Annotated in this window: 24 protein-coding genes, 1 tRNA gene and 1 other RNA gene; 15 read left to right on the plus strand and 11 right to left on the minus strand. The window is 67.6% G+C overall.

Annotated features, from left to right (window positions below; genetic code table 11):
• The first annotated feature begins 103 nt into the window (after positions 1-103).
• The 4 genes from CBI38_RS12000 (at position 104) to CBI38_RS12015 (ending at position 1,835) form a co-directional block, all read left to right on the plus strand.
• Positions 104-637: a hypothetical protein gene (locus CBI38_RS12000; protein WP_109329108.1), complete on the plus strand. Its 534-nt coding sequence runs from the start codon at positions 104-106 to the stop codon at positions 635-637.
• Positions 638-802: 165 nt separating this feature from the next.
• A complete protein-coding gene (locus CBI38_RS12005) occupies positions 803-1,228 on the plus strand; it encodes a DUF3052 domain-containing protein (RefSeq protein WP_109329110.1) in 426 nt (141 codons plus the stop codon).
• A gap of 38 nt (positions 1,229-1,266) precedes the next feature.
• Positions 1,267-1,731 (plus strand): peroxiredoxin, encoded by a 465-nt coding sequence (locus CBI38_RS12010; RefSeq protein WP_109329112.1) that lies wholly within the window; start codon positions 1,267-1,269, stop codon positions 1,729-1,731.
• 32 nt (positions 1,732-1,763) lie between these two features.
• Positions 1,764-1,835, plus strand: a tRNA-Val gene (locus tag CBI38_RS12015).
• 108 nt (positions 1,836-1,943) lie between these two features.
• On the opposite strand, the gene CBI38_RS38385 is transcribed toward CBI38_RS12015, so the two are convergent.
• On the minus strand, positions 1,944-2,306 hold the full coding sequence (locus CBI38_RS38385) for a DUF5655 domain-containing protein (protein ID WP_204164913.1): 363 nt from the start codon (positions 2,304-2,306) through the stop codon (positions 1,944-1,946).
• 47 nt (positions 2,307-2,353) lie between these two features.
• Here CBI38_RS38385 and CBI38_RS12025 point away from each other — a divergent pair, with 47 nt between their 5' ends.
• Positions 2,354-3,337: a cobalamin biosynthesis protein gene (locus tag CBI38_RS12025; protein WP_204164914.1), complete on the plus strand. Its 984-nt coding sequence runs from the start codon at positions 2,354-2,356 to the stop codon at positions 3,335-3,337.
• On the opposite strand, the gene CBI38_RS12030 is transcribed toward CBI38_RS12025, so the two are convergent.
• From CBI38_RS12030 to CBI38_RS12040, 3 genes are read right to left on the minus strand one after another with little or no spacing between them, the layout of a single operon-like run.
• Complete coding sequence (locus CBI38_RS12030; protein WP_204164915.1) at positions 3,278-4,159, minus strand: SURF1 family cytochrome oxidase biogenesis protein; 882 nt, start codon at positions 4,157-4,159, stop codon at positions 3,278-3,280. The genes CBI38_RS12025 and CBI38_RS12030 overlap by 60 nt on opposite strands.
• Before the next feature lie 43 nt (positions 4,160-4,202).
• Positions 4,203-4,676, minus strand: coding sequence for a low molecular weight protein-tyrosine-phosphatase (locus tag CBI38_RS12035; protein WP_109329118.1), 474 nt, complete (start codon positions 4,674-4,676; stop codon positions 4,203-4,205).
• On the minus strand, positions 4,663-5,388 hold the full coding sequence (locus CBI38_RS12040; protein WP_109329120.1) for an HAD-IA family hydrolase: 726 nt from the start codon (positions 5,386-5,388) through the stop codon (positions 4,663-4,665). Before CBI38_RS12040 ends, CBI38_RS12035 begins: the two co-directional genes overlap by 14 nt.
• A gap of 29 nt (positions 5,389-5,417) precedes the next feature.
• Here CBI38_RS12040 and cobC point away from each other — a divergent pair, with 29 nt between their 5' ends.
• The 4 genes from cobC (at position 5,418) to CBI38_RS12060 (ending at position 9,532) form a co-directional block, all read left to right on the plus strand.
• Complete coding sequence (cobC, locus tag CBI38_RS12045; RefSeq protein WP_109329122.1) at positions 5,418-6,452, plus strand: Rv2231c family pyridoxal phosphate-dependent protein CobC; 1,035 nt, start codon at positions 5,418-5,420, stop codon at positions 6,450-6,452.
• Positions 6,449-7,597 carry a Nif3-like dinuclear metal center hexameric protein gene (locus CBI38_RS12050; RefSeq protein WP_109329124.1) on the plus strand — a complete coding sequence of 383 codons (1,149 nt, stop codon included), beginning with the start codon at positions 6,449-6,451 and terminating at the stop codon, positions 7,595-7,597. The genes cobC and CBI38_RS12050 overlap by 4 nt, the downstream gene beginning before the upstream one ends.
• 88 nt (positions 7,598-7,685) lie before the next feature.
• Positions 7,686-8,423: a zinc ribbon domain-containing protein gene (locus tag CBI38_RS12055; RefSeq protein ID WP_109329126.1), complete on the plus strand. Its 738-nt coding sequence runs from the start codon at positions 7,686-7,688 to the stop codon at positions 8,421-8,423.
• On the plus strand, positions 8,420-9,532 hold the full coding sequence (locus CBI38_RS12060; RefSeq protein WP_109329128.1) for a bifunctional RNase H/acid phosphatase: 1,113 nt from the start codon (positions 8,420-8,422) through the stop codon (positions 9,530-9,532). Before CBI38_RS12055 ends, CBI38_RS12060 begins: the two co-directional genes overlap by 4 nt.
• 6 nt (positions 9,533-9,538) lie before the next feature.
• Here the strand turns inward: CBI38_RS12060 and CBI38_RS12065 are convergent, their stop codons facing one another.
• Complete coding sequence (locus CBI38_RS12065) at positions 9,539-10,774, minus strand: SLC13 family permease (protein ID WP_109329130.1); 1,236 nt, start codon at positions 10,772-10,774, stop codon at positions 9,539-9,541.
• 6 nt (positions 10,775-10,780) lie between these two features.
• Positions 10,781-11,308: a DUF1697 domain-containing protein gene (locus CBI38_RS12070; protein WP_162603213.1), complete on the minus strand. Its 528-nt coding sequence runs from the start codon at positions 11,306-11,308 to the stop codon at positions 10,781-10,783.
• Positions 11,309-11,385: 77 nt separating this feature from the next.
• Here CBI38_RS12070 and rnpB point away from each other — a divergent pair.
• Both rnpB and CBI38_RS12080 read left to right on the plus strand, forming a co-directional pair.
• Positions 11,386-11,822: RNase P RNA component class A (rnpB, locus tag CBI38_RS12075), an RNA gene on the plus strand.
• 58 nt (positions 11,823-11,880) lie between these two features.
• Positions 11,881-12,684: an alpha/beta fold hydrolase gene (locus CBI38_RS12080; protein WP_109329132.1), complete on the plus strand. Its 804-nt coding sequence runs from the start codon at positions 11,881-11,883 to the stop codon at positions 12,682-12,684.
• 11 nt (positions 12,685-12,695) lie between these two features.
• On the opposite strand, the gene CBI38_RS12085 is transcribed toward CBI38_RS12080, so the two are convergent.
• Together CBI38_RS12085 and CBI38_RS12090 are read right to left on the minus strand one after the other, a co-directional pair.
• A complete protein-coding gene (locus tag CBI38_RS12085) occupies positions 12,696-13,115 on the minus strand; it encodes a MaoC/PaaZ C-terminal domain-containing protein (RefSeq protein WP_109329134.1) in 420 nt (139 codons plus the stop codon).
• Entirely contained in the window at positions 13,112-13,558 is a 447-nt protein-coding gene (locus CBI38_RS12090) for an FAS1-like dehydratase domain-containing protein (RefSeq protein ID WP_109335021.1), read from the minus strand. The genes CBI38_RS12085 and CBI38_RS12090 overlap by 4 nt, the downstream gene beginning before the upstream one ends.
• Positions 13,559-13,939: 381 nt before the next feature.
• Here CBI38_RS12090 and CBI38_RS12095 point away from each other — a divergent pair, with 381 nt between their 5' ends.
• Positions 13,940-14,125, plus strand: coding sequence for a hypothetical protein (locus CBI38_RS12095; protein WP_109329136.1), 186 nt, complete (start codon positions 13,940-13,942; stop codon positions 14,123-14,125).
• 53 nt (positions 14,126-14,178) lie between these two features.
• Positions 14,179-15,579 carry an RNB domain-containing ribonuclease gene (locus CBI38_RS12100; RefSeq protein WP_109335022.1) on the plus strand — a complete coding sequence of 467 codons (1,401 nt, stop codon included), beginning with the start codon at positions 14,179-14,181 and terminating at the stop codon, positions 15,577-15,579.
• A gap of 4 nt (positions 15,580-15,583) precedes the next feature.
• On the opposite strand, the gene pip is transcribed toward CBI38_RS12100, so the two are convergent.
• The 3 genes from pip to panB are packed head-to-tail and all read right to left on the minus strand — an operon-like array spanning position 15,584 to position 17,926.
• Complete coding sequence (gene pip / locus CBI38_RS12105; RefSeq protein ID WP_109335023.1) at positions 15,584-16,540, minus strand: prolyl aminopeptidase; 957 nt, start codon at positions 16,538-16,540, stop codon at positions 15,584-15,586.
• 19 nt (positions 16,541-16,559) lie between these two features.
• Entirely contained in the window at positions 16,560-17,018 is a 459-nt protein-coding gene (locus tag CBI38_RS12110) for a hypothetical protein (protein WP_109329138.1), read from the minus strand.
• A gap of 38 nt (positions 17,019-17,056) precedes the next feature.
• Positions 17,057-17,926: a 3-methyl-2-oxobutanoate hydroxymethyltransferase gene (gene panB / locus CBI38_RS12115; protein WP_109329140.1), complete on the minus strand. Its 870-nt coding sequence runs from the start codon at positions 17,924-17,926 to the stop codon at positions 17,057-17,059.
• Positions 17,927-18,108: 182 nt separating this feature from the next.
• On the opposite strand from panB, the gene CBI38_RS12120 reads away from it, so the two are divergent.
• Positions 18,109-19,677: an alpha/beta hydrolase gene (locus CBI38_RS12120; RefSeq protein ID WP_109329142.1), complete on the plus strand. Its 1,569-nt coding sequence runs from the start codon at positions 18,109-18,111 to the stop codon at positions 19,675-19,677.
• A 116-nt stretch (positions 19,678-19,793) separates the two neighbouring features.
• The gene (locus CBI38_RS12125; RefSeq protein ID WP_109329144.1) at positions 19,794-21,134 is read left to right on the plus strand and encodes a glutamine synthetase family protein; all 1,341 of its coding nucleotides are present in this window, start codon (positions 19,794-19,796) and stop codon (positions 21,132-21,134) included.
• The last annotated feature ends 8 nt before the right edge of the window (positions 21,135-21,142 follow it).

Here is a 21,142-nt window from a genome sequence, read left to right on the forward strand (position 1 = left end):
GCAGTCGGCACACTCCGCTCGGGTTACTCTCCGGTAGCGTTTGCGCAGTTACGGGGCCTGGCGGTTCACTTGTCGGGGGGTCGTCGTGGAACAGGGGAGACGAATGCGCGCCGGAACCGAAAGAGCAGCCCTGCTCGGCGTTGCCGCCGCGGTGATCGGACTCGCCCTGGTCGTGGGTTGCTCCGCTCCTGTGGAGGGTCACCCACAAGAGAACCGAGCGCAGGCGGCCGAGTACGCCGCGGAAGTCACGTCGTCGATGGCGGCAGCGTCGTCCTCCCAGAAGGCCGCGGACGAACTCGCCGCACTGGAGACGGAATGCGCGCTGTTCCTCACCCGCGCCGGCGACACCATCGACTCGTACAACGCCTTCATCGATGCGGCCAACACCGACGCCGCGGACGCCGGCGCGAAAGCCGCTCAGGCCGTAGGGGCTCTGCGTTCCGCGGCGGACCGGGCCGAGGAGGCTGGCCCGGCGTTGCCCCCGGATCTGGCGGGTCTCTTCGTCGACTACGCCGCCACGTATCGCGACCTCGCCTCCGCGGTCGAGAGCGGCGAGCGAGGCGACTATCTGAACACGCTGGCGGGTCGTGGGGACGAACTCCGCGACTCGATTCGGGCAGCCTGCCCCACTTCCTGAGCTCCGCACCGTAGGCTCGGTCGATGACCACGCGGCACTTTCTCCACAATTTTCGCGTGGTCGGCTTGCGCGAAAGCGTCCGAGCATGTTCGCTTTCACCTAATTGATCTTCATTCGGCCGGTGTTCGGGTACCCGAGCACCGTCAACAAAAGGAGGACCCCACCGTGGTCGCCGCGGCGGACGCCCAGAACTACGCTCAGAAACTCGGGATCACTGCTGACATGGCAGTACAAGAACTGGGCTGGGACGAGGACACCGACGACGACCTGCGTGCCGCGGTCGAGGACACCATCGGTGGAGACATGCTCGACGAGGACTCGGACGAGGTGATCGACGTCGTGCTGCTGTGGTGGCGCGACGAAGACGGCGACCTCGTCGACGCCCTCATGGACGCGATCGGCCCGCTGGCCGACGACGGGTTCGTGTGGGTCCTCACCCCCAAGACCGGCCAGCCCGGTCATGTGGAACCCAGCGAGATCGCCGAATCAGCCCCCACGGCCGGGTTGACCCAGACATCCGCGGCCAACCTCGGAGACTGGACCGGAAGCCGCCTGGTGCAGCCGAAGTCACGCCCCGTGAGCAAACGCTGACCCGCCGGAACGTTCATCACACATCGAAGGATCACCTCATGCCGCTCGAGGTGGGCACCACCGCCCCCGATTTCACCCTCAAGGACCAGAACAACCAGCAGGTGACGCTGTCCGACTACCGCGGGAAGAAGAACGTCCTGCTGGTGTTCTACCCCCTCGCCTTCACCGGCACCTGCCAGGGGGAGCTCTGCAAAGTGCGCGACGAGCTGCCGAAGTTCGAGAACGACGACACCGCCATTCTCGCGCTGTCGGTCGGTGCCTCGCCCACACACAAGATCTGGTCCGCTGAACAGGGGTACACCTTCCCGCTGCTCGCCGACTTCTGGCCTCACGGCGAGGTCGCACAGGCATACGGCGTCTTCAACGAGAAGCTGGGCTTCGCCAACCGCGGCACCTTCGTGATCGACAAGGAAGGCATCATCCGGTTCGCCGAAATGAACGGCCCCGGAGAAGCCCGTGACCAGGGAGCTTGGGAGAAAGCGCTCGCCACGCTAGAGTCCTGATGCACATCCGGCGAGCCTCTCGCCGGATGTTCGGGCGTGTAGCTCAGTGGTAGAGCTCTGGTTTTACACACCAGCGGTCGGGGGTTCGAAACCCTCCGCGCCCACCGTTTCGCCTTGTCCGCATCCGCGCACCGATTCGCGCGACTCGCCGGCCAATTCCTCAGCATCTGACCAATGTCTACGCGGATGCATCGCGGCCACCGGGCGAGCGGCTACCGCGCGCGGGTGCCCGGGCCGACCGTCTCGTAGGCCTCGGTCAGAAGCGCGGCGAGGGTGTCGTCGAGCTGCCCGTCGGAGGTGATCGTGAGCCGATGCGTGATCACCGTTTTGGTGGTGGGGAAAGCGTCGCGCAGCTGCGGGTGGTGCACGCGTCGACGAAGGTCGAGGGCGATCTCGAGTCGGGACGAGTAGATGAATGCGGCGGCGAACACGCGGGTGCGCGCCCAGGCGATCTCGGTCCTGTGCACTCGCTCGTCCACCTCACCGCACGCCAGCACCAGGTCCCGGAACTGCAGAAGACGCTCCGTGGCGTCCGGATCTTTCCCTGCCAGATACTCGTCGATCACGGCACTCATGGACGCTCCTTCACTCCACTGCAACGTTAGTTGATACAAATAGCGGCGTGTATCCAACCTCCCGCCCCGGCACCGCGCGTGCAGTAGGCCTGCTGCTCGGCTTCGGCGCCGACCGACTGTTGGCCGACCCGGCCCGGTGGCATCCGGTGTCCGGATTCGGCAGGGCGGCAGCAGCATGCGAGAAAGCCACCTACCGCGACTCGCGGCTGTCGGGTGTCCTGCATGCAGCGGTGCTCGTGGGCGTCGTCGGGGCATTGGGGGTGGTCGCCGCGCGGGCTGCGCGGCAGGGAGGCTGGGCAGGCGAGGCGGGCGGGACCGCGATCGCGACGTGGGCCGTGCTCGGCGGAACGTCCCTCGGCCGCACCGGCGCGGCGATGGCCGAACACCTCGCGGGCGAGGACCTGACCGATGCCCGTGCACTGTTGCCTTCCCTGTGCGGCCGGGATCCCAGCGTGCTCGACGCGCGGGGGATCACGCGGGCGACGCTCGAGTCGGTGGCGGAGAACACATCCGACGCGGCCGTGGGACCACTTTTCTGGGGTGCGCTGGCAGGCATCCCAGGCCTGTTCGTCTACCGGGCGTTCAACACACTGGACGCGATGGTCGGGTATCGCTCGCCGAGATACCGCAATTTCGGGTGGGCCGCGGCGCGCGGCGACGACGTTCTGAACCTTCTGCCCGCCCGGCTGACGGGCGCGGTCACCGTGGCGCTCGCCCCAGCGGTGGACGGTTCGCCGAGGCAGGCCTGGATGGCATGGCGCCGGGATGCGGCGGGGCATCCCAGCCCCAACGCGGGCGTCGTGGAAGCCGCGACCGCGGGTGCTCTCGGGATTTCCCTCGGCGGCCGGACCCAGTATGCGCACGGAGTCGAGATGCGCCCGCAGCTGGGGAGTGGCCGTATGCCCACGCCTACCGACCTGCGCCGTGCGGTGCGGCTGTCGACCGCGGTCCAGTGCGGTGCGGCGTGTGCCTCAGCGGCTCTTGCCGTAGCGGTCGGCCATCTTCGCTTCCGCCGCCGTCCGCGGGGCTGAGTCGGCGGGCTTGGACCGCGTGAACGGCGTCTTCTTCGGGGCGGGAACGGGGGCGGAAGTCGGGGACGCGCCGCCTGCGGCAACCTTCTCCTTGCGACGTTCCCGCAATTCCGCGCGGACGAAGTACGCCAATCCCAGGGGAGCCATGATCCCGAACGCCAGCCACTGCAGTCCGTAGGACAGGTAGGGGCCGGCGTCGAGCTGGGGGAGCGGGATGGTGCCCAATCCGCCGGGCTGATCGGGTTCCAACTGCACGTAGGCGTCGAGAAGGTCGATGCCGATGAAGTCGCCGATCTGACCGGCGTCGATGAAGTAGACCTGCCGCAGCCCGTTCTCCGTGATCGGGTCCTTCCCGGCGACGGTGCCCTCCGACTTGCGGATGCGCCCGTCGAGCGTGACCTGTCCTGCGGGGGGTGGTCCGACAGGGGGCGCTTCGGTTCCCTGGACCGGTCTCACGTATCCGCGATTGACGAGAATGGCCCGGCCGTCCGTGAGCTGCAGGGGTGTCAGTACCTCATACGCGGGCTCCGACCCGATGGACCGCAACCGGACGAGGATGTCGCTGTTCTGCACGTACGAGCCGGTGGCGGTGACACGGCGCCACTCGTCGTCCGGATTCGGCGCCGACCCCGGGATCAGGCTCTCCAGGGGCACCGGCTCGGCCTCCACCGATTCGGCGATCAGCTGGTTGCGGTGTTCCGTCGAGGTGTTCTTGCCGAGCTGCCATGGCGCCAGTACGTAGAAGCACATGAATGCGAATCCGGCGACCACCACGGCCAACACCAACCAGCCGGGTCGCAACAGAAATCTCAGCCTTCGCACCCTTCCACGGTAGCCGCTCGCAGGTGAGACCCCTGATCGCGGGTCAGCGACCGCGTACCCACTCGAGCAGTCCGGGCACCGCGGCCTCGATCTGGCGGCGCACCCGTTCGAAGTCCTCGAGACCGCCGTAGAACGGATCGGGGACGGACGAGGAGTCGGCGTCCGGATCGAAGCTGCGCAGCAGCCGGCGACGCTCCTCGGGTACGCCGAGGTGAGCGAGTTCACGATCGTGATTGGCCGCCAGGGCGACGACGAGGTCGGCGCCGAGGTGGTACGGCCCGACCTCGGCAGCGGTGTGGCCGGTGGGGTACCCGTTCAGCTTCAGGATCTCGTTGGTCCGGAGGTCCGCCTCCCGGCCGACGTGCCAGCCGTGCGTGCCGGCGCTGCTCACCCTCACCCGGTGGTCCAGGTCTGCGCGTCTGACATGCTCGCCGAAGATCTTCTCGGCCATGGGGGAGCGGCAGATGTTGCCGGTGCACACGAAGGTGACGTGCAACCGCGGGTCAGGCTGCGCCATCGAGCATCTTCCCGAGCTCGGTCACTGTGCGCGCCGAACGGTGCGCACCCGACGCCTCGGCCGGCGAACCGTACCCCCACTCGACGAAGACCGCCGGAATACCCCACCGCGCCGCACCGAGCACGTCGTGGTCGCGGTCGCCGATCATCAGCACATCGGACGTCGCACCCTCGGTGGCGGAGACACCCAGGGCCTGCAGAGAGTGCGCGATCACGTCTGCCTTCGCGCGGCGCTGCCCGTCGTTACTGGCGCCGCCGATGAACTCGAAATAGTGGGCCAACTCGAAATGCTCGAGGATGCGGACGGCGAACCGCTCGGATTTCGACGTGGCGACGGCGAGCCTCCTGCCGCTGTCGCGGGCGCCGGCCAGCACGTCCGCGATGCCGTCGAAGACGGAGTTCTCCGCCCACCCCACACTGTCGTAGCGGTCGAAGTACGCCGCGAGTGCGCGCTGGACATTGGCCTCGTCGAGGCCCAGTGAGCGGAAGGTGTCGATCATCGGCGGCCCGATCACGTTGTCGAGCATCTCCGGGGTCGGTTCCGGCTGCCCGATGGTGGCGAGCGCGTGGCGGAAACCGCCGTGGATACCGGGAGCCGAGTCGGTGAGGGTGCCGTCCAGGTCGAACAGCACGATCGGCGCAGACAGGGCCGAGGGGGCGGACAGGGTCGACTGGGCGGACAGGGCCGACGGGGCGGTGGAGAGCGAAGTCACCGGACCATTGTCCCTTAGGCTCGACAGCTGTGGACATTCGTGCCGGTAGCCGGGAGAGCCTGCGTCATCACGGGGATGTGGAAGCGGGCCCAGGTCTGCTCGATTTCGCAGTGAACGTGCAAGGTGACGGCCCACCGGAATGGTTGCGCCGCCGCCTCGCCGACGCGCTCGGGAGTCTGGGCACGTATCCGACGGTGGCCGCCGACCTCGCTGCCCGCACCGCGGTCGCCGAGCGGCACGGACGGTCACCGGACGAGGTACTGCTCCTCGCGGGTGGGGCCGAGGGATTCTCGTTGCTGCCCCGGCTCGGTGTGCGGCAGGCAGCACTGTTTCATCCGTCGTTCACCGAGCCCGAATGGGCACTGCGGGAGGCCGGGATTCCTGTCACCCAGGTACTGCTCGAGGATCCGTACCGACTCGAGCACGCGCCGGTGCCCGACTCGGCGGACCTCGTCGTGGTCGGAAATCCGACCAATCCCACGTCGGTGCTGCACCCCGCCGAGGACATTCTCCGGTTGCGCCGTCCCGGCCGGATTCTGGTAGTCGACGAGGCCTTCGCCGACGCGGTGCCCGGTGAAGTGGAGTCGCTGGCCGGTTTGTCGCTGCCCGACGTCCTGGTGTTGCGCAGCCTCACCAAGACCTGGGCGCTTGCGGGACTGCGCTGCGGGTACGTCCTCGGATCGCCCGAGCTTCTCCAGCGACTGCAGGTGGGCAGGGCCCACTGGCCGCTGGGAAGCCTGCAGGTGGAGGCGATAGCGGCCTGCAGTAGTGCCGCCGCCGTCGCCGCCGCCCGGGACCGTGCCGTGCTCCTGGGCTCCTGGCGGGACGACATGATCCGGCGACTGCGCGACCTCGGTGTGGCAGTGCACCAGCCTGCATCTGCTCCTTTCCTGCTGCTGCGCCTCCCGGACGGCGAACTGATGCGCAAGCACCTCCGGGAGCGGGGCATTGCCGTCCGGCGGTGTGACACCTTCCCGGGTCTGGACGCGAACTTCCTGAGGGTGGCGGTGCGGCCCAGCGAGCAGTCCGACGTCCTGATCGACGCGATGAAGGAGATCCTGTGAACCCTGTTCGTCTCGGTGACATCATCGCGGTGCTGGACGACGCCTATCCTCCTGCCCTCGCGGAGTCGTGGGACTCCGTCGGCCTGGTCTGCGGCGACCCCGAGGACTCCGTCACCACGGTGATGATTGCGGTGGACCCGACGGCTGCGGTGGTCGCAGAGGCCGTCGATGCGGGCGCCGACCTCCTCCTCGTCCACCACCCGTTACTGCTGCGCGGTGTCGACACCGTCGGCGCGCACACGCCCAAAGGTGCGTTGATCCACCGGCTGATCAAGGCGGGCTGCGCCCTCTTCACCGCGCACACCAACGCGGATTCCGCAGACCCCGGCGTGTCCGACGCATTGGCGAAGGCGCTGGGCCTGAACGTCACCGGGCCGATCGAGCCGCAGCCCACCGAGCCACTCGACAAATGGGTGGTCCCGGTGCCGGTCGACGATGCCACGAAGGTCCGCCGTGCGTTGTTCGACGCGGGAGCCGGCCACATCGGCAACTACCGAGACTGCAGCTGGTCGGTCACCGGGCAGGGACAGTTCCTTCCGACGGAAGGCGCGCAACCCGCCCTCGGCTCGGTCGGGGAGCTCGAACTCGTCGAGGAGAGCCGGATCGAGGTGATCGCGCCGCGGCGGATCAGAGCGGGAGTGCTCGCCGCGCTGCGGGCCGCGCACCCCTACGAGGAGGTGGCGTTCGACGTCTTCGAGACCGCCACGTTTCCAGGACCACGCGGACTGGGCCGGGTAGGCGAACTACCCGAACCGGTGTCGTTGAAGACCTTCACCCAGCAGGTCGCCGACGCTCTTCCCGCAACGTCGTGGGGAGTGCGGGCGGCCGGCGACCCGGACGCGACGGTACGCACGGTCGCTGTGTGCGGGGGATCGGGCGACTCCTTCCTGGACGCCGTCTCCCGGTTGGGCGTCGACGCATATGTGACCGCGGACCTGCGTCATCATCCCGCCGACGAGCACCTGCGCGCCGGCGGTCCCGCGCTGATCGACGTCGCCCATTGGGCCAGTGAGCAGCCCTGGTGCGCGCAGGCGAAGGGCGTACTGGACAACGCCTTCGGTGACAGGCCCGGATGGCAGGCGCGGGTGTCGCAGGTACGGACCGATCCATGGTCGGTCGGCGCGACATCGGACTGCTCGCGGTAGCGCCGATCGACGCCCGCGGCCGGGGTACGGTTGGCCTACACATCTCCAGAGAAGAACCCTTCACAGAAGACAGCAGGAGTTACCACGCGTGAACGTCGAACCACAGGTCCAGTCCAAGCTCCTCGACCTCGCCGGCGTCGATGCGGAGCTCTCGAGGATCGCCTACCGCCGCACCGCGCTCCCGGAACAGCAGGAAGTCGAGCGACTCGAGGCCGAACGACTCACCCGCAAGGATGCGGCAGTGGCCGTGGAGATCATCCTGGACGACCTCGACCGCGACATTCGCAAACTCGAGGGCGAGGTCGACGCGGTGCGCAAGCGTGAGGATCGCGACCGCGCGCTGCTCCAGAGCGGCTCGGTGGGGTCGAAGCAGCTCACCGAACTCGAACACGAACTCGGCAGCCTGGTCCGACGGCAGGGTCTCCTCGAAGACGAACTGCTCGAAGTGATGGAACGGCGTGAAGCGTCCCAGTCCGATCACGACCATGCCGGTGCCCAGCTCTCGCAGATCGAGGACGAACTCATCGACGTACGACGCCGCCGCGACGATGCGGTGGCCGACCTCGATTCCGCGGAGCAGCGGTGCACAGCGGACCGGACCACACTGGCGGAGCAGCTCCCTGCCGACCTGATCGCGATCTACGAGAAGCAGCGTAAGCAGAACAGCGTCGGCGCGGCACTGCTGCAGGCGCGGAGGTGCGGCGCATGCCGTATCGAACTGGACCGCGGCGAAATCTCGCGCATCACCGCCACCGCACCGGACGTCGTGGTGCGGTGCCCGGAATGTGGGGCAATCTTGGTGCGTACCAAGGAGTCCGGTCTGTGAGTGTCGGACGGGTGGTCGTCGAGGCCGACGGCGGGTCGCGGGGCAACCCCGGGCCGGCCGGGTACGGCGCCGTCGTGTTCGACTCGGCACACGGCACCGTTCTGGCGGAGCGGAAGGAAAGCCTCGGTGTCGCCACCAACAACGTCGCCGAATACCGGGGATTGATCGCCGGTCTCGGAGCGGCGGCCGAACTCGGTGCCTCCGCGGTCGAGGTGCGGATGGATTCGAAACTGGTGGTCGAGCAGATGTCCGGGCGCTGGAAGGTCAAGCATCCCGACATGATTCCGTTGCAGCGCCGCGCCGCCGACCTTGCCGGACAGTTCCAGCAGGTGACGTACACGTGGATTCCGCGGGCGGAGAATGCGCATGCCGACCGCCTCGCGAACGAGGCGATGGATGCGGCCGAAGGCGCGTCATCTCCCACGCTTTCCTCGGCGACACCCTCCCCGGCCCCGGCGCCATCCAGCCCCGCCGCGCCGGGCTGGATGGACGCACACGGTGCACCCACCCGAATGTTGCTGTTGCGGCACGGGCAGACGGCGTTGTCCGTCGACCGCCGCTATTCCGGGCGCGGCAACCCGTCACTCACCGAACTGGGGCAGGCGCAGGCGGGGGGCGCCGCCAAACGTCTCGCCGGGCGCGGCGGAATCGCGGCGGTCGTCTCTTCCCCGCTGGGGCGCGCGCAGCAGACCGCGGCCGCGGCTGCCGAAGCGCTCGGGCTTCGCGTCACCGTGCACGAGGGTCTCACCGAAACCGACTTCGGGAAGTGGGAGGGGTTGACATTCGCGGAGGCCGCGGCCCGCGACCCCGAACTTCACCGCAGCTGGCTGTCGGACACGTCTGTGCGTCCGCCGTCCGGGGAAAGCTTCGACGAGGTGCGCGAGCGGATCGAGCAGGTGAGAGAAGACCTGACTTCCTCCTACTCCGGTTCGACCATCCTCGTGGTCACCCACGTCACTCCGATCAAGACGCTCCTGCAGCTGGCTCTGGCTGCCGGACCCTCGCTGCTGTACAAACTGCACCTGGATCTGGCGTCGCTGAGCATCGCCGAGTTCTATCCGGACGGCGGCTCGTCCGTACGCCTGGTCAACGACACCTCGCACCTCTGACCCGGCTCACCGCAGGACCAGCCACAGCGCGGTGACGGAGGACAGCAGTGTCAGCGGCGTGGTGACGAGGCCCAGCGCGGTGAACGTACGCAACTCGGGCGGCGAACCGGCGCGCGCGGACACCCGCCGCCACAGCATGATGGCCAGCGAGCCGACGTAGGTGAGGTTGGGGCCGAGGTTGACACCCAGCAGCATCGCGAGAACCAGGCCGGGTGGGGCCTGAGTGCCCAGCCCGGCCAGCAGGAGAAGCGTCGCCGGAAGATTGTTGACGAGGTTGGCCGCCACCGCCGCCACCACGGCCATTCCGAGCAAGCCGAGGAAGGTGGCGCCGGTGGGAAGCCGCTCGCTGATCCACTGACCGATCGGACCGTTCGCCACCCCGGCCACCACGACGCCGAGGAGAAGGACGAACAGGCAGAACCACGCGTCCAGCGCGTAGAGGATGTGACGGATCCTGGTTCGCCCCTCACGCAGGGCAAGGACACCCAGAGCGAACGCTCCGAGAGCCGCCACCCATGCCGGGGCGACGTCGACGACGCCGGACACAGCGAAACCCGCCAGCGTTGCCCCCACGACCGCCAACGCCGCAGTAGGCGCGGGTACGTCGCGTTCCGCCGCCGGTTCGGCGCCTCGCCGAGCGAGTAGTTCCCGCCGGAAGAATACGCGGAACAGCGCCAATTCGACGCAGACCGACACGATCCAGGGCAACGCCATCACCGCGGTGAAGTGGAGGAAGGTCATGCCCGTCGCGGAAAACGCGATGAGGTTGGTGAGGTTGGACACCGGCAGGAGTGTCGACGCGGTGTTCGACAGATGCGCCGTGGCATACGAATGTGGCCGTGGGTCCATCTGCAACGCCCGCGCCGTGGCGATGACCGCAGGCGTCAGAAGCACCACCGTGGCGTCGAGGCTCAGAACCGCCGTGGTGAGCGCGGCGGCGCCGAACACCAGCGTCAGCAAACGTGTCGGCTTTCCTCGTGCGCCGCGCCGTAACAGGCTCGCGATCCAGGCAAACACACCCATCGCGTCCGCCAGGTGCGCCAGGACGAGGATCGCGGCCAGGAACCCGACGGTCGGCGCCATCTCGGCCACTTCGTCCCAGGCCTGGGACGGCGTCACCAGGCCCACCCCCACTGCGACGGCTGCGGCCGGGGCGGCCACCACGACCTCGGGGAGGCGGTACGGGCGGACGACCGCGAACAGGAGGACCGCGGCGACCAACGCCGCTGCCAGAACTACCACCGCGAGTTACTTCAACAGCTTCTGCAGGGTGCGCAGGTTGCGGGTGGTGGTGGAGGCCTTGAGTCGCGGTGTGCCCGTGCTCTTGCCGAACGTGCTCTTCAGTGTCATCCCACGCTCGACCTCCCAGTACAGAACCCCGTTCCCGGCCTGGATTCGCTCGACGGCAGGATCCAGCTCCTCACGCTTGGCGACGAACCCGGAGAGGATGTCAGGGTCGGGCGTCACGAGTACGTACGGGTGCCAGCCTTCTCGTTCGGGATCGAACGGGTAGTCGTCGACGATCTTCCGAACCGTGTCGAGGTCCAGAACGAAAACCCACGCCTCGTAATGGAACTCGGCACTCAAGGCCTTCTCGATCTCACCTTTCAGCCCCGCGGTGTCGGTGCGATCGGAGTCGAAGAGCACGTTGCCGGACGCGAGCACCGTCTTCACGTTCTCGAATCCCAAGTCGCTGAAGGTGCGGCGTAGCTCTGCCATCTTGATGTTGATGCCACCCACATTGATTCCGCGCAGAAGGGCGACGTATCGAGTCATGATTCCGACCATAGTGCGAGGGGACGACACCGCGACGTCGGAGGCGGAGCGCGCGCCGAGTATCCTGATCGGGCGGACGAGTTGGCCGGGCGGCCGCGGCACAGGGAACCAGCATGCAGATGCACAGGCCCTGAGCCGAGGAAAGTCCGGACTCCACAGAGCAGGGCGGTTGTTAACGGCAACCCGAGGTGACTCGCGGGACAGTGCCACAGAAAACAGACCGCCGACGTCACATTCTCCGGGATGTGCGTCGGTCAGGGTGAAACGGTGCGGTAAGAGCGCACCAGCACCCCGGGTGACCGGGGTGGCTAGGTAAACCCCGCCCGGAGCAAGGTTGAAGACCGCACCAGGCCTTTCCGGGTCCCGGTGCGGTTGCGCAGGTGTTCGAGGGCTGCTCGCCCGAGCCTGCGGGTGAACCGCTCGAGGTACCCGGCGACGGTGTGCCCAGATGGATGGTCGCCACCCGGCATTTCGGTGCCGGGGACAGGATCCGGCTTATACGCCAACTCGTCCGCGCTCCTCGTTTCTCCGGGAGCTGTAAGTGTTACCGGTGGGAGCGCTAACATCTGCCCATGGACTTGCCTCATGACATCGCCGGCTCCGGCCCCACGCTCGTCCTCGTGCACGGCGTGGTGCATCGCCGCCAGGCGTGGAACGCCTTGCTGGATCAGTTGACGCCGTATCGCCGGGTGGTCACGGTGGATCTTCCGGGACACGGGGAGTGCCCGGCTCTCGAGTACGACGGTGTGGATGCGATGGCCGCGCTCCTCGAGGAGCTGAGCGGGTTCGTCCGATCGGTGACGCCGCCCGGAGAACGCGCACACATCGCCGGGAACTCTCTCGGGGGCTGGCTTTCCCTCGCGCTAGCGGCCAGGGGTGAGGTTGCCTCCGCCACCGCCCTCTCGCCGGCCGGGTTCTTCGTCAACAAGGCCGATCAGGCGCGCACCATCTACACCTTCCGTGCGCTCCGCAGGGTGACGAGGGCAATGGGGGAGAATGCGCCGAAGGCGCTGAGCTACCGCGCAGTCCGCTATCCGTCGCTGGCCGCCTTCTTCGCCAGGCCGAGCCACGTACCGTACGAGGATGCCGTGATCGACGCCCGGTCCCTCACCACCAACGTGTTGGTCGACCAGGGACTGACGGCGTCGTTCGCGCTACCGCCCGTCGTCGACGCCACCGTCCCCGTCACCGTGGCGTGGGGCCGGCGCGACCTCATCCTGCCGGTGTACCAGGCGCGACGCGTACGTAAATCCTTCCCGCAGGCCCGGCTACTGGTGCTCCCCGGAATCGGTCACGTTCCCATGAGCGACGACCCCGATCTCATCGGCACCATTCTGCTGGGCGGTAGCTCGGCGACATCCTCTGCGCCGCGCTGACCGGGACGCCCTCAGCGAAGCGAAATCCACACCTGGGACTTGCCCAGCACCGTATGGCCGTCGCACGTCACGGTCAGATCGATCCGGGCGCTGCCGGCTTCGTCGTCCACTCGAGCGGCCTTGGCGACCACATCGACGACCGCACCGTCCTCGGCATGAACGATGACCGGCTTCGTGAAGCGGGCCCGGTAGCCGGTGATTCGCGCCGGGTCGCCGAGCCACTCGACGACACACTGAGTGGCGAGCCCCAGCGTGAGCATCCCCTGAGCCAGGACACCGGGAAGTCCGACCGTCGCGGCGACGTCGTCCCGATAGTGAATCGGATTGAAATCGCCGGAGGCGCCGGCGTAGCGAACCAGTGATTCGCGGGTCAGGTGGTATCGCGCCTTGACGACAGTGTCGCCCAGCAGGATTCGCTCCGGCGAACTCACTGTTCACCTCGCACGAAAAGGCTGGAGGTCATGGTGCTGACCACAGCACCGCTCGCGTCGGTGATGTCGATGCCGGCCACGATGAGGGTGTGGGGACCTCTCGGGGCCACCTCGGTCACGGTCAATACCGCCGACAACTCGTCACCGGCGACTACGGGGCGGAAGGACGACGCGTATTCGGTGCTGTGCACCAGGTTGACGGGCTCGATTCCCGTGGTCGGATCGGCGACCAACTGTGCGAGGGCCCGCTCCTGCACGATGACGGGAAATGTCGGCGGCGCAACGAGATCAGCGTGTCCGGCGGCTCGGGCGCGCTCCACGTCGTAGGAGGTCGGGTTGGTGGCGAAGACGGCCCGTGCGAACTCGCGAATCTTCTCACGGCCGACGAGGTACGGCTCGGTGGGCGGATAGACCCGTCCCTCGATCGCTCGATTGACTGCCATCATGACAGCGTAGAGAGACTACGGGCGCCGGGCGCAGTGAAACGGCCGGAACTCTACGCATCCGGCAACGGCGAAGCCCCCGCCGAGAAGTTCGGCGGGGGCTTCGTTCGAATCAGCTGACCGGCATCCCGTCAGACGGGATCGACCATCAGAAGCTGGGCCCAGTAGGAGGCGCCTTCGGCGCCGAGGTAGGGAAGTAGCTGATCAAAAATGATCGTTGACATGCTCGCTCCATTCTCTGTTCGGGCACTGCACGCGGGACACGTTGCCACGACACCGCACGTACCGGCGCCGGGGAACGAATCACCGGACAGGCCCCGAGGGTAACAGTCTGAGCATGATCCACAACTCCAGACGCCCTGCCGGTGCGACACTGAGAACATGACTGACGAAGATCAACTCTGGTACTACAACGTCGACGACGGATCCGTCACGCAAGGTAAGGCGGCTTCGTCGATGTCCAGGATGGGCCCGTACCCCGACCGGGCTTCGGCCGAGAAGGCGCTGCAGATCGCCGCCGAGCGGAACAAGGCGGCAGACCGCGCCGAAGAGGAATGGAACAACTGACAGCGCGCACCGTCAGGGTGCCTACGGCGTGAAAGGGGCTACCCACGGTGCCGATCACTCGTTTTCTCGCGCACGGGATCGATTTCGGTGCCGTGCGCGAGGAGTTCAACCTTCCCCACGGTTATCCGCCCGAGGCGGTGGCCGAGGCCCTGCGGGCTACGGACCGGTGTTCCGCCGAGCGTGAGGACCGCACGGATCTGCCCCTCGTCACCATCGACCCGCCGGAGTCGATGGACCTGGATCAGGCCCTCCACCTCGAGCGCACCGCGGACGGATTCGTCCTGCACTATGCGATCGCGGACGTCGGCGCCGTCGTCGAACCCGGTGGTGCCCTGGAGGTGGAGAGCCGCAAGCGGGGTCAGACGTTCTACCTGCCGGACGGCAAGGTTCCGTTGCACCCGAAGGAGCTGTCGGAGGGGTCGGCGAGCCTTCTGCCGGACCAGATCCGCCCCGCAGCCCTGTGGCGGATCGAGCTCGACGAACAGGCAGCACCGGTGTCGTGGACGGTATCCCGCGCGACCGTCCGCTCGGTGGCGCGGCTCGACTATGCCGGGGTCCAGGCGGATTCCGACGCGGGCCGATTGCACCCGTCCATCACCTCGCTCCCCGAGTTCGGCCGGCTTCGCGCCGCAGCCGCGGTGGCGCGCGGGGCCATCGAGCTGCGACTGCCGGAACAGGATGTGGTACCGGACGGCGAGGGGTGGCGCATCGATCTGGCGCCGCGCACCGAGGCCGACGACTGGAACGCCGAGGTGTCCTTGCTCACCGGAATGTGCGCCGCTGCCATGATGATCGACGCGAGGATCGGGCTGTTGCGGACGTTGCCGCCCGCCGGGCCCGACGCCGTCGCCGCATTGCGACGCACCGCGGCGGCACTGGGCATCGAGTGGCCACGCGACGTCGGTGTGGGCGAAATGCTGGCCGGGCTGGACCCCAATTCGGCGCCGACGCTCGTGCTGATGACCGAGGCCCCGTCCTTGCTACGCGGTGCCGATTACGCCGCCTTCGACGGCAGCGTTCCGGAGCTCACCGTGCATGCGGCCATCGGCGCCCCGTACGCACACGTGACCGCACCGCTGCGGCGGCTGTCGGACCGCTATTCGACGGAAGTGTGCCTGGCCATAGCGTCCGACGCCGCGGTCCCGACGTGGGTGCGCGGCGCCCTGGGGTCGATGCCCGAGATCATGGGGGGCTCCGACACGCTGGCCGGGAAGGTGGAACGCGCCTGCATCGACCTTGCCGAGGCGACAGTGCTCGCCGACCGGGTGGGGGACGTGTTCGATGCGACCGTTCTCCGCTCACGCAACGGCAAGCGCACCGCCGACGTGTTCGTCCCTTCCGTGTCGGTGATGGGCAAGTGCGTCGGGGATCCCGCGGAAGGGGAGCAGGTCAAGATCCGGCTCGTCGCCGCCGACGTAAACAAGCGGTCCGTCGAGTTCAGCTACCCGGCGTAGTTCGTTACGGGCGGAACCGGTCGGTGGCCCGTACCAGACGGTCGACGATCCCCGGCTCCATCGCCGAATGACCGGCATCGCCGACGATGTCGAGCTGCGAGCCGGGCCACGCCCGGTGCAGCGCCCACGCGCTCGTCGCCGGGCATACCACGTCGTAACGACCCTGCACGATCACCCCGGGAATCCCCTCGAGCCTCGCAACGTCACGCAACAGCTGTCCCTCGTCGAGGAACCCGCGGTGGTGAAAATAGTGGTTCTCGATGCGGGCGAACGCGAGTGCGAACCGAGGCTCCGAACTCTCGGCGATCCGCTCCGGCTTGGGCAGGAGCGAGCTGGTCGCCCCTTCCCAAGCCGACCACGCGATCGCGGCCCGCGTCGCAATCTCCACATCTTGGGCGTGCAGCAGCCGGTGGTAGGCCTCCACCAGATCGCCGTCCCGCTCCTGCTCGGGAACGGGCGACAGGAACTGCTCCCACCGTTCCGGAAAGAGATGTGCGGCACCGCCGTTGTAGTACCAGTCGATCTCGCTGCGCCGCAGCAGGAAGATTCCTCGCAGCACCAATTCGGTGACCCGGTGCGGATGCTTCTGCGCGTAGGCGAGGGCCAGGGTGGAACCCCACGAACCGCCGAACACCTGCCACCGCTCCACGCCCAGATGATCACGCAGCATCTCGATGTCTGCGAGCAGGCGGTCCGTCGTGTTCACCGACAGATCGGCCCCGTCGGCGACGTGCGGTGTGGAACGACCACACCCGCGCTGGTCGAACAGAACGATCCGGTACGCGGCCGGGTCGAAGAACTGCCGATACGCAGGATCGGTGCCGCCGCCCGGGCCGCCGTGCAGGAAGACGACGGGCTTTCCGTCGGGATTGCCGCTCAGTTCCCAGTACACCTGCTGGCCGTCACCCACATCGAGATGCCCGAACCGGAAGGGTTGGATCTCCGGGTAGAGAGTGCGCAGGTCCTGCTCGCCGGACACCTCAGAACCCGATCAGGCCGGACGCCAGGTCGGGTATCTCCAACGCGGTCACGGCTTCCTGACGGATGTCCGGGCAGGCCGCCGTCGTGATCACGTCGATGCGACCGCGATCCTGCAGGAAGTCGAGGGCATTGAGGTTGTTCTGCGCGATCCAGGTGCCGACCAGCCCGTTGAGTCCGGTCTTCCCGATGGTCGGCGTGTACGTACGCCAGCTCTGCAGCTGCCCCTCGAGATCCCGGCACAACTGGGTGGCCTGGGCCTCGGTCACTCCGCCAGGGACCGCGGCGACTCCCGGCTCGACGGCGGGGGAACTGGTGGGAACAGCGGATTGGGGCGCGGGTGCGGTGCCCTGTCCCGCGCACCCCGTGAGCGCGGCGGCGAGTGCGACCGCCCCGGCCGCGAGTGCGGCCGGGCGGCGACGGTGGCCGGTCTGCGACGCACGTCGTACTCGCATGAACACCTCTCTCGAATTGTGGAGCCGAACCGGATGAGAAGAGATCAGAAGCTGTGCTCGTCCGCGGGGAAGGCGCCCGAACGTACTTCGTCTGCGTAGGCCGCGGCTGCTGCGCGGAGCTCGTCACCGACGTTGCCGAAGCGCTTGACGAACTTCGCCGTCTTCCCGCTGGTGTAACCGGCCATGTCCTGCCACACCAGCACCTGGGCGTCGCATTCGGCGCCGGCACCGATGCCCACAGTGGGGATGGTGAGCTTGCGGGTGACCTGCCCGGCGATCTCCGCGGGCACCATCTCCATGACGACCGAGAAGGCGCCTGCTTCCTGGACGGCGATGGCGTCGGCCACCAACTGCTCGGCCGCATCACCTCGGCCCTGCACCCGGAAGCCGCCGAGTGAGTTGACGCTCTGCGGGGTGAAGCCGACGTGGGCCATGACGGGAATGCCCGCCGCGGTAATTGCGGCGATCTGGGGTGCGACACGTTCGCCGCCCTCCAACTTGACGGCGTGGGCCAGGCCTTCCTTCAGGAACCGGGTGGCGGTGGCCAGGGCCTGCTCGGGCGAGCTCTCATAGCTGCCGAACGGGAGGTCGGCGACGACGAGGGCGTGGGGTGCGCCTCGAACGACACCTCGTACCAGGGGAAGGAGTTCGTCGACGGTGACCGGAACGGTGGTCTCGTACCCGTAGACGACGTTGGCGGCGGAATCGCCGACCAGAAGGACCGGGATGCCGGCTTCCTCGAAGATGCGGGCGCTGGAGTAGTCGTAGGCGGTGAGCATCGCCCAGCGTTCGCCTTCGGCCTTCATGGCCTGCAGGTGGTGGGTCCGGGTCTTGCGTCGGGGTGCATCGGGGGAGGGGGCTGATCCGTAGAGCCGATTCTCGGACGTGCTCTCGGAAGTCTTGCTATCGGACATCGTTGTCCCTTTCTGGCCTCGAGGCCCTTGGCGGGTCCCCGGGTGCGGGTGATGACGCCTACAGTCTGCCACCGGGCCATGAGGGTGCGAACCCCCGGCGCAGGTGCGATAGGTCACATCGATCTCCGGGGTCTGACCTGCCCTCGAGGCACGCACCCGGTGAACCCTGGCACGATCGTCGTATGTTTCGCAGTGCTCGCGTGCCGGCCGCGTTCGCGGGTGCCGTCGCCGTTGTTCTCGTCTTCGCAGGATGCAGTGGGAGTGGAGGGGGTTCCGGCGAGGCCGTCGCCGAGCCTTCGACTTCTGCGGCGTCGCCGGGAGCGTCCGCACCCGACGGACTGGAAGCCTTCTATACGCAACAGGTGAACTGGGTTTCGTGCGAGGGATACAGCACGGACGGCACACCGCTCGGGGACAACCTCGACTGCGCCAAGGTGACCGTGCCCAACGACTACGCGGACCCGGGCGGCGCCACGGCACAGATCGCGATCTCCCGTTCCCGGGCGGGTGGACCGAAACTGGGGTCTCTTCTGGTCAACCCCGGCGGTCCCGGGGCATCCGGGCTGGCTCTGGCATCGGTCGCCGACGGCACCGAACTCGCCGAGAAGTTCGACGTCGTCGGATTCGACCCGCGCGGTATCGGCGCATCCACCCCGGCGGTGACCTGCCTGACCGACCCCGAGGTGGACGCCAAGCGCAGGGACGACGACGTCGACATGAGTCCCGCCGGGATCGCGCAAACCGAGGCGGAGAACCGTGACTACGCGGCCAAGTGTGCAGAGCGGACAGGTCCGGACGTACTGGCCCACGTGGGCACCTACGACGTCGTCCGCGACATGGACGTCATCCGGGCGGTGCTCGGCGACGCGAAGCTGAACTACCTCGGATATTCCTATGGCACCCGGCTGGGGTCCTCCTATGCGGAGACGTTCCCCGCCAACGTGCGGGCGATGGTGCTCGACGGCGCCCTCGACCCCGAGCAGGATCCGACCGACGAGGTCATCTTGCAGGCCGAAGGCTTCCAGAAGGCGTTCGACGCCTTCGTCGCGGACTGCATGAGGCAGCAGGATTGCCCCTTGGGCACCGACCCGGCGCAGGCCGACGAGAACTTCCGCGCTCTGGTCGATCCGCTGATCGCGAAGCCGGCGGCCACGACCGATCCACGAGGACTCAGCTACACCGACGCGATCACCGGCGTCCAGCAGGCGCTGTACTCGCCCAACCTGTGGGGACCGCTGCGCGGCGGATTGCAGAGTCTGCGGACGGGCACCGGGGATTCGCTGCTGATGCTGGCCGATCTGTACGAGGGCCGGGCGGACGACGGCAGCTACTCGAACCTCAATGACGCTTTCAACGCCATCCGGTGCGTGGACGATCCGCCGGTCACCGATCGCGCGAAGGTCGGCGAGGCCGATATGCGGTATCGGCAGGCGGCTCCGTTCCTCGACGACGGTCGCGGCACGGGCAACGCGCCGCTCGACGTCTGCGCGTTCTGGCCGGTGCCGAGCACGGGTGCACCCCACACGGTGGACGTCCCCGGAATCCCGACGATCGTAGTGGTCTCGACCACAGAGGATCCGGCCACTCCCTATCAGGCGGGAGTGGACTTGGCGAAGCAGATGAACGGCGCGCTGATCACGTACCGGGGCACTCAGCACACCGTCGTTCTCGATGGCGAAGCATGCGTCGACGACGCCGTCATCGACTATTTCGTGACCCTCGAGCCGCCGCCCGCAGACCTCACCTGTTGACACGCCCCTCCTCGGCGAGGGATCGAGGTGGCCACACGCTGGCACGATGCGGAATCGTAGCCGGGTGAATTCACGAAGTAACACAGATTTAACGAACTTTGCTTACTCTCGCGGACATGGATCGCCAAAAGGAATTCGTGCTTCGCACCCTGGAAGAGCGCGACATTCGGTTCGTCCGATTGTGGTTCACGGATGTTCTCGGATACCTGAAATCGGTGGCGATCGCCCCCGCGGAACTGGAAGGTGCCTTCGAGGAGGGCATCGGCTTCGACGGATCCGCGATCGAAGGGTTCTCGCGGGTGTCCGAAGCCGACACCGTCGCGAAGCCGGACGCCTCTACGTTCCAGGTTCTGCCCTGGAGCTCGAGCAAGGGCCATCAGCACTCCGCCCGCATGTTCTGCGACATCGCCATGCCCGACGGGTCCCCGTCCTGGGCCGATTCGCGGCACGTGCTGCGACGGCAGTTGAACAAGGCCAGCGACCTCGGCTTCAGTTGCTACGTGCACCCCGAGATCGAGTTCTTCCTGCTCGAGAACGGGCCGATCGACGGCACGCCGCCGAAGCCCGCAGACTCCGGTGGGTACTTCGACCAGGCAGTCCACGACTCTGCCCCCAATTTTCGCCGCCACGCCATCGACGCGCTCGAGTCGATGGGAATCTCCGTCGAGTTCAGCCATCACGAGGCGGCCCCCGGCCAGCAGGAGATCGACCTGCGGTATGCGGATGCCCTGTCGATGGCCGACAACGTCATGACCTTCCGGTACGTGGTCAAGGAAGTCGCCATCGCCGAGGGGGTGCGGGCCACGTTCATGCCCAAGCCGTTCAGCGATCAGGCCGGCTCGGCGATGCACACGCACATGAGCCTGTTCGAGGGCGACACCAACGCGTTCCACAACCCGGACGATCCGATGCAACTGTCGGAGACCGGTAAGGCGTTCATCGCAGGCATCCTCGAACACGCCAACGAGATCAGCGCGGTCACCAATCAGTGGGTGAACTCGTACAAGCGGCTCATCCACGGTGGAGAAGCTCCGACTGCGGCCTCCTGGGGTCCGTCGAACCGGTCGGCGCTCGTGCGGGTCCCGATGTACACGCCCAACAAGGCATCGTCGCGTCGTGTCGAGATCCGCAGCCCAGACTCGGCGTGCAACCCGTATCTCACTTTTGCGGTCCTGCTCGCTGCGGGACTGCGCGGTATCGAGAAGGGCTACGCGCTGCCGCCGGAGGCGGAGGACGACGTGTGGGCGTTGACATCGGCCGAGCGGCGCGCCATGGGGTATCGCGAACTCCCCGGGAACCTCGACGGGGCGTTGCGGGAAATGGAGAAGTCCGAACTGGTCGCCGAAGCACTCGGTGAGCACGTGTTCGACTTCTTCCTCCGCAACAAGCGTCGCGAGTGGGAGGAGTACCGCAGCCACGTGACGCCGTTCGAACTCAAGACGTATCTGGGGTTGTGAGCAAGAAC

The organism is Rhodococcus oxybenzonivorans (assembly GCF_003130705.1).
Lineage (GTDB): Bacteria > Actinomycetota > Actinomycetes > Mycobacteriales > Mycobacteriaceae > Rhodococcus_F > Rhodococcus_F oxybenzonivorans.

Excerpts from the sequence above, each read along its gene's own strand:
- CBI38_RS12010 (WP_109329112.1), top strand. The coding sequence starts at position 1,267 with ATGCCGCTCGAGGTGGGCACCACCGCCCCCGATTTCACCCTCAAGGAC.
- CBI38_RS12070 (WP_162603213.1), bottom strand. The coding sequence starts at position 11,308 with ATGACTCGATACGTCGCCCTTCTGCGCGGAATCAATGTGGGTGGCATC.
- CBI38_RS38385 (WP_204164913.1), bottom strand. The coding sequence starts at position 2,306 with ATGAGTGCCGTGATCGACGAGTATCTGGCAGGGAAAGATCCGGACGCC.
- CBI38_RS12120 (WP_109329142.1), top strand. The coding sequence starts at position 18,109 with ATGTTTCGCAGTGCTCGCGTGCCGGCCGCGTTCGCGGGTGCCGTCGCC.
- CBI38_RS12080 (WP_109329132.1), top strand. The coding sequence starts at position 11,881 with ATGGACTTGCCTCATGACATCGCCGGCTCCGGCCCCACGCTCGTCCTC.
- CBI38_RS12035 (WP_109329118.1), bottom strand. The coding sequence starts at position 4,676 with ATGGCGCAGCCTGACCCGCGGTTGCACGTCACCTTCGTGTGCACCGGC.
- CBI38_RS12125 (WP_109329144.1), top strand. The coding sequence starts at position 19,794 with ATGGATCGCCAAAAGGAATTCGTGCTTCGCACCCTGGAAGAGCGCGAC.
- CBI38_RS12000 (WP_109329108.1), top strand. The coding sequence starts at position 104 with ATGCGCGCCGGAACCGAAAGAGCAGCCCTGCTCGGCGTTGCCGCCGCG.
- CBI38_RS12095 (WP_109329136.1), top strand. The coding sequence starts at position 13,940 with ATGACTGACGAAGATCAACTCTGGTACTACAACGTCGACGACGGATCC.
- panB (WP_109329140.1), bottom strand. The coding sequence starts at position 17,926 with ATGTCCGATAGCAAGACTTCCGAGAGCACGTCCGAGAATCGGCTCTAC.
- CBI38_RS12090 (WP_109335021.1), bottom strand. The coding sequence starts at position 13,558 with ATGGCAGTCAATCGAGCGATCGAGGGACGGGTCTATCCGCCCACCGAG.